Here is a 5,325-nt window from a genome sequence, read left to right on the forward strand (position 1 = left end):
ACTCCCTTTTTACTCCCGATAACTCCTTTTTCTATTACAACTTAACGGCGATAAGCAGCTCGATATACGTCTTTATCGCGTCGTCTATTTCCTTAATTCTTATGAATTCGTCGGCAGAGTGAGAGCGTGCCGAGTCGCCCGGCCCGAGCTTCAGTGACGGGAAAGACATCAGGGCCTGGTCCGAAAGGGTGGGCGAGCCGAACGGCGTCATGCCCATTTCTACGCAACGGCGCACTATCGGGTGGTCTGACGGTATGCCGGACGACGACAAACGGAACGAGCGGGCATGTATCTCGCTCTTCATTTTGGTTTTAAGAAACTCGAAAACCTCTTCGTTCCTATAGTGCTCATTAGTCCTTATGTCTATCGTGAAGCGGCATTCGTCCGGCACGACGTTGTGCTGCGTGCCCGCGTTGATTACCGTGACGGTCATCTTTACGGGGCCGAGCAGGGGGCTAATCTTGTCGAATTGGTATGTGCGCAGCCAATTTATGTCGTCGAGGGCAATGTATATGGCGTTGACTCCCTCGTTTCTTGCGGCGTGCCCTGATACCCCGTGAGCCACCGCGTCGACCACCATGAGACCCTTTTCGGCCGTCGCCGGTTGCATGGAAGTAGGTTCGCCAACTATCGCGAGGTCAATCTTCGGCAACAGTGGCAACGCCCTGCTGATGCCGTCCTTGCCCGAAACCTCCTCTTCGGCCGAGGCTAAGTATATGATGTTATACTGTCTTTCCAACGTCGTCAGGTGGCGAAATGCCTGCAACAAAGCCACCAGTCCGCCGCCACAGTCGTTGCTGCCGAGGCCGTACAGCGTGCCGTTCTCAATGTCGGGACTGTACGGGTCGCGGGTCCATGAGCTTACGGGCTTCACCGTGTCGATGTGCGCGTTGAGCAGCAATGTCGGTCTCTTTTCGTCATAGTCGGGGCATACTGCCCATACATTGTTGCCCTCGCGGCGCGGGCAGAAGCCGTATCCGCGCAGCGTTTCCTCCATTATGTCGGCCGCGGCGGCCTCGTCACGGCTTATTGACGGTGTGGCGATGAGCCTTTGGAGCAGGCTTACCGCGTCTTCAAGATAATTCTTTGTGCACATAATATGTCAGCAAAGATAACGCTTTTCGGGGTGTTAAGGCTAATAGGGAAGGTTAAAATAATTAAAGATATATCTTGTTGCAGGCGGCGTTAACCACCTTTATCCGTCTTAATTACTTGAAAATCGTCTTATTTAACGTTAATTTTTCGGGGGGGGTAAAGTCAAAATGCCTATATTTGTAAAGTTTTTTCGGCTGTAATTGTTTCCTTTTGGAGCATCGGGAAGAGTGAGTATTATGTTTAACCTTAATAAAAACAAAACATTATGTTCAAGAAATCAAGAGCTATTTTGCTGGCCCTCGCGGCCTTGGTAATGGTGTCGTGCGGCGACGTCGTGTCGAAACTTGGCGGTATGAAGACCGATTCGCCGGAGGTGCTTGAGAAGGCCAAGGAACTGGCCAAGTCGAATTTTGACCCTACGAAGTGGAAAGTAGTGTCGGTAGACTGGAGTGAAGACAATGGCAACGACGAGCTTACGGGCAATGTCGCGTCAATACGCTTCTACATGATCGACAATGACGGCAAGGCGTGGCAGCAGTCGTTCCACGCCTCTTTGGGTTGGAAGGCGTCCGACCTTGACGACACCAGCTTCGCCAAGGGCGACAAGTATGATGACCCGAAGGACTTTCCTGTGCTCGACCTTGACAAAATTGACGCGGCGAAATACACCAAAATCATAGAAGACGCGAAAGCTCTCATACCGAAGGGATACACGTATAAGTCGGTGGACAGCTTCTCTGCCAATACCTTTGACAAGGCTCCGATGGAACTGACGCTCAACGTCGTAGAGGAAGGCAAGGAGACCGTGACCAACGCCGGGAGGACTTCAATAGTGTTCTACGAACTGAACTATACCGTCGACGAGAACGGTAAAGTTACCCTTAACGAATAAACCGCGTAACGGCTTGCGCCGGACGCTTTTACGAAAGGCCATCTTTTGAAACGCAAAAGATGGCCTTTTAGCGTGCGATTGACGGTCTTTTGGAAGCCAAAAGGCCACCTTTTGCAAATTGTCCGCTGGCCGGGTGTCTTTCAACTTGTCGGCAGATGGCTTTAGAGTGTTGTCTTTTTGTCCTGGCGTTACGCCCCATGCCCGTGCCTTATGGTTAAATCAAAATAATTCATCCATTGTTTTGCGCCTTTCGATTTTTTATATTATTTTTGCATGTAAGCTACCACGACATACTTAAAACCACACGACTATGCAGACAAAATGCCATCTGTCGGTGCTCATTCACAGGCAGGCCGAGAAGTACGGAAACCGCCGCGCATTGATATATCGCGACTTCGGCGGGACAAAATGGAAGTCGGCCACATGGCGGGATTTCTCCCGTAAGGTGCGGCATGTATCCAATGCCCTCCTCAACATAGGCGTCAGGGTTCAGGAAAACGTGGGAGTGTTCTCCCAGAATGCCGTAGAGTATCTGTACACCGACTTCGGGGCGTTCGGCATCAGGGCCGTTACCGTACCCTTCTACGCCACGAGCAGCGAGCAGCAGATACAGTATATGATTGACGATGCGCAGATACGCGTGCTCTTTGTGGGCGAGCAGGAGCAGTACGACAAGGCCCGCAGGGTGTTCGTTCACTGCCATACGCTTGAGCGGATAATCATATACGACCGCCGCGTGGAAATCAATCCCGCCGACAAGAACTCGCTGTATTTCGACGACTTCATGACCCTCGGCGAGAACAGTCCGCGCCAGTCGGAGGTGGAAAAGCTTTACGCCGAGGCATGCGACGACGACTTGTGCAACATACTTTACACCAGCGGAACAACCGGTAACAGCAAGGGTGTAATGCTGACATACGGCCAGTACCACGCCGCCTTGGAGGCCAACGACAAGGTAATACCCGTGGGCGAGAGCGACAGGATAATGGACTTCCTGCCCATGACGCACATCTTCGAGCGCGCATGGCTGTTCCTTTGCATCAGCGAGGGCGCCGAGATAGTTGTTAATACCAACCCGAAGGACATACAGCAGTCAATGCGCCAGGTACATCCTACGTGCATGTGCGCCGTCCCGAGGTTCTGGGAGAAAGTCTACGCCGAGGTAATCGACCGTATCGACCGCACCACGCCGGCGCAGCGCAAGCTGCTGAACAAGGCGCTCGAGATAGGCCGGCGCCACAACATCGAATACCTTAGCAAGGGCCGCAGGCCGCCGCTGGCGCTCAGGATGAAGTATGCGCTGATGCACCGCACGCTGTTCCGCATAGTAAGGGACGAGCTCGGACTTGACCGTCCCAACATATTCCCTACGGCGGGAGCTACCGTGTCGGCAGAAATCGAGAGCTTCGTACACTCCATAGGAATCTGTATGATAGTGGGCTACGGCCTTACCGAGAGCCTGGCAACCGTGTCGGCCGACTTCAAGGGGCGCCCGTTTACCGTTGGTTCTGTAGGCCGCTTGATTGACGGATTGCAGGTGAAGTTCGGAGAGAACGACGAAATAATGCTCAAAGGCCCTACCATCACCAAGGGGTATTATAAGCGCGAGGAACTGAACAAGTTGGCGTTCGACGAGGAAGGATTCTTCCATACGGGCGACTCCGGATACTTGAAGAACGGCGAACTGTTCCTTACCGACCGCATAAAAGACCTCTTCAAGACGTCAAACGGCAAGTACATAGCTCCGCAGATAATAGAGTCGAAACTGCTGGTGGACAAGTTCATCGACCAAATCGCAGTCATAGCCGACCGCCGCAAGTTCGTCTCCGCGCTAATCATACCCGACTATGCCCTGCTGGAGGAGTACGCCGTTAAGCACGGTATAAAGTTCAACAGCCGTGAGGAGTTGTGCGCCGATGCCGGGATTCACGAGATGATGGCCGAGCGTATAGAGACACTGCAACAACAATTGGCAAGCTACGAGAAGATAAAACGCTTCACCCTGCTGCCCAACCATTTCACCATGGAGCGCGGCGAGCTTACCAATACGCTGAAAATCAGGCGCAAGGTGCTCAACAAGAACTACGCCGCCGAAATAGAAAAGATGTATGAGGAAGAGGTGGAAAGCCAACCGTAAAACCTCATAACCTAAAACCTCATAACCGTAAATACAAATGATAACAAGCGACCAACTGAAGGATGTGCTTGAGCGTGCTGACGCCCTGCACAGATATTTGGATATAGACAAGAAGAAAATAGAGCTTGAGGAAGAGGAACTCCGTACCCAGGCTCCAGACTTTTGGGACGACCCGAAGAGGGCACAGGAGCAAATGAAGAAGGTAAAGGGTATCCAACGGTGGGTAGAAGGATACAAGGAAGTACGCACGCTGGCTGACGAACTGCAGCTGGCTTTTGACTTTTACCACGAGCAGATGGTGCCCGAGGATGAGGTTGACGATGATTACGCCAAGGCCATCAAGGCTATTGAAGACCTCGAACTGAAGAATATGCTGCGCCAGAAGGAAGACCCCATGGACTGTGTTCTTAAGATAAACAGCGGCGCTGGAGGCACAGAGAGCCAGGATTGGGCGCAGATGCTCATGCGTATGTATATGCGGTGGGCCGAGGCCCACGGGCATACAGTGAAGATAAGTGACCTGCAAGAGGGAGACGAGGCAGGCATAAAGAGCGTCACTATGGAGATAGAGGGCGGGGAATACGCCTACGGTTACCTCAAGAGCGAGAACGGAGTGCACCGCCTTGTGCGTGTATCGCCCTTCAATGCGCAGGGCAAACGCATGACAAGTTTTGCCAGCGTGTTCGTCACTCCGCTCGTAGATGATACCATAGAGGTGTACGTTGACCCGTCGAAAGTCAGCTGGGACCTCTTCCGCTCGGGCGGTGCAGGCGGACAGAACGTCAACAAGGTTGAGACCGGAGTGCGCCTCCGCTATCAGTATGTTGACCCCGATACCGGTGAGGAAGAAGAGATTTTGATCGAGAATACGGAAAGCCGTAAGCAGCTGGAGAACCGCAACAACGCCATGCGACTGCTCAAATCGCAACTCTATGACCGCGCCATGAAGAAGCGTCTTGAGGCCAAGGCCAAGATAGAGGCCGGCAAGAAGAAGATAGAGTGGGGCAGCCAGATACGCAGCTATGTCTTCGACGACCGCCGTGTAAAGGATCACCGCACGGGTTACCAGACAACCGATGTCGACGGAGTGATGGACGGCAAGATTGACGGATTCATCAAGGCGTACCTCATGGAGTTCCCAGTGAGCGAGGAAGAGTAAATTTCTTAGGAGTTAAGAAGTTATGGAGTAAAGGAGTTAAGA

Annotated in this window: 4 protein-coding genes; 3 read left to right on the forward strand and 1 reads right to left on the reverse strand. The window is 52.6% G+C overall.

Features of this window, described 5'->3' with window-relative positions; translation table 11 throughout:
- Positions 1–34 precede the first annotated feature (34 nt).
- On the reverse strand, positions 35–1,096 hold the full coding sequence (locus H6A34_RS13660; protein ID WP_205105966.1) for a M20 family metallo-hydrolase: 1,062 nt from the start codon (positions 1,094–1,096) through the stop codon (positions 35–37).
- A gap of 264 nt (positions 1,097–1,360) precedes the next feature.
- Between H6A34_RS13660 and H6A34_RS13665 the strand changes: the two genes are divergently transcribed.
- The 3 genes from H6A34_RS13665 to prfB all read left to right on the forward strand — a co-directional run bounded on the left by H6A34_RS13665 (position 1,361) and on the right by prfB (position 5,283).
- Positions 1,361–1,987 carry a hypothetical protein gene (locus H6A34_RS13665; RefSeq protein WP_021947892.1) on the forward strand — a complete coding sequence of 209 codons (627 nt, stop codon included), beginning with the start codon at positions 1,361–1,363 and terminating at the stop codon, positions 1,985–1,987.
- Positions 1,988–2,297: 310 nt separating this feature from the next.
- Positions 2,298–4,124 carry an AMP-dependent synthetase/ligase gene (locus tag H6A34_RS13670; protein WP_205105967.1) on the forward strand — a complete coding sequence of 609 codons (1,827 nt, stop codon included), beginning with the start codon at positions 2,298–2,300 and terminating at the stop codon, positions 4,122–4,124.
- Between the two features lie 37 nt (positions 4,125–4,161).
- A complete protein-coding gene (prfB, locus tag H6A34_RS13675) occupies positions 4,162–5,283 on the forward strand; it encodes a peptide chain release factor 2 (RefSeq protein ID WP_205105968.1) in 1,122 nt (373 codons plus the stop codon).
- Positions 5,284–5,325 lie beyond the last annotated feature (42 nt).

It is taken from the genome of Marseilla massiliensis, assembly GCF_016899855.1.
GTDB lineage: Bacteria > Bacteroidota > Bacteroidia > Bacteroidales > Bacteroidaceae > Prevotella.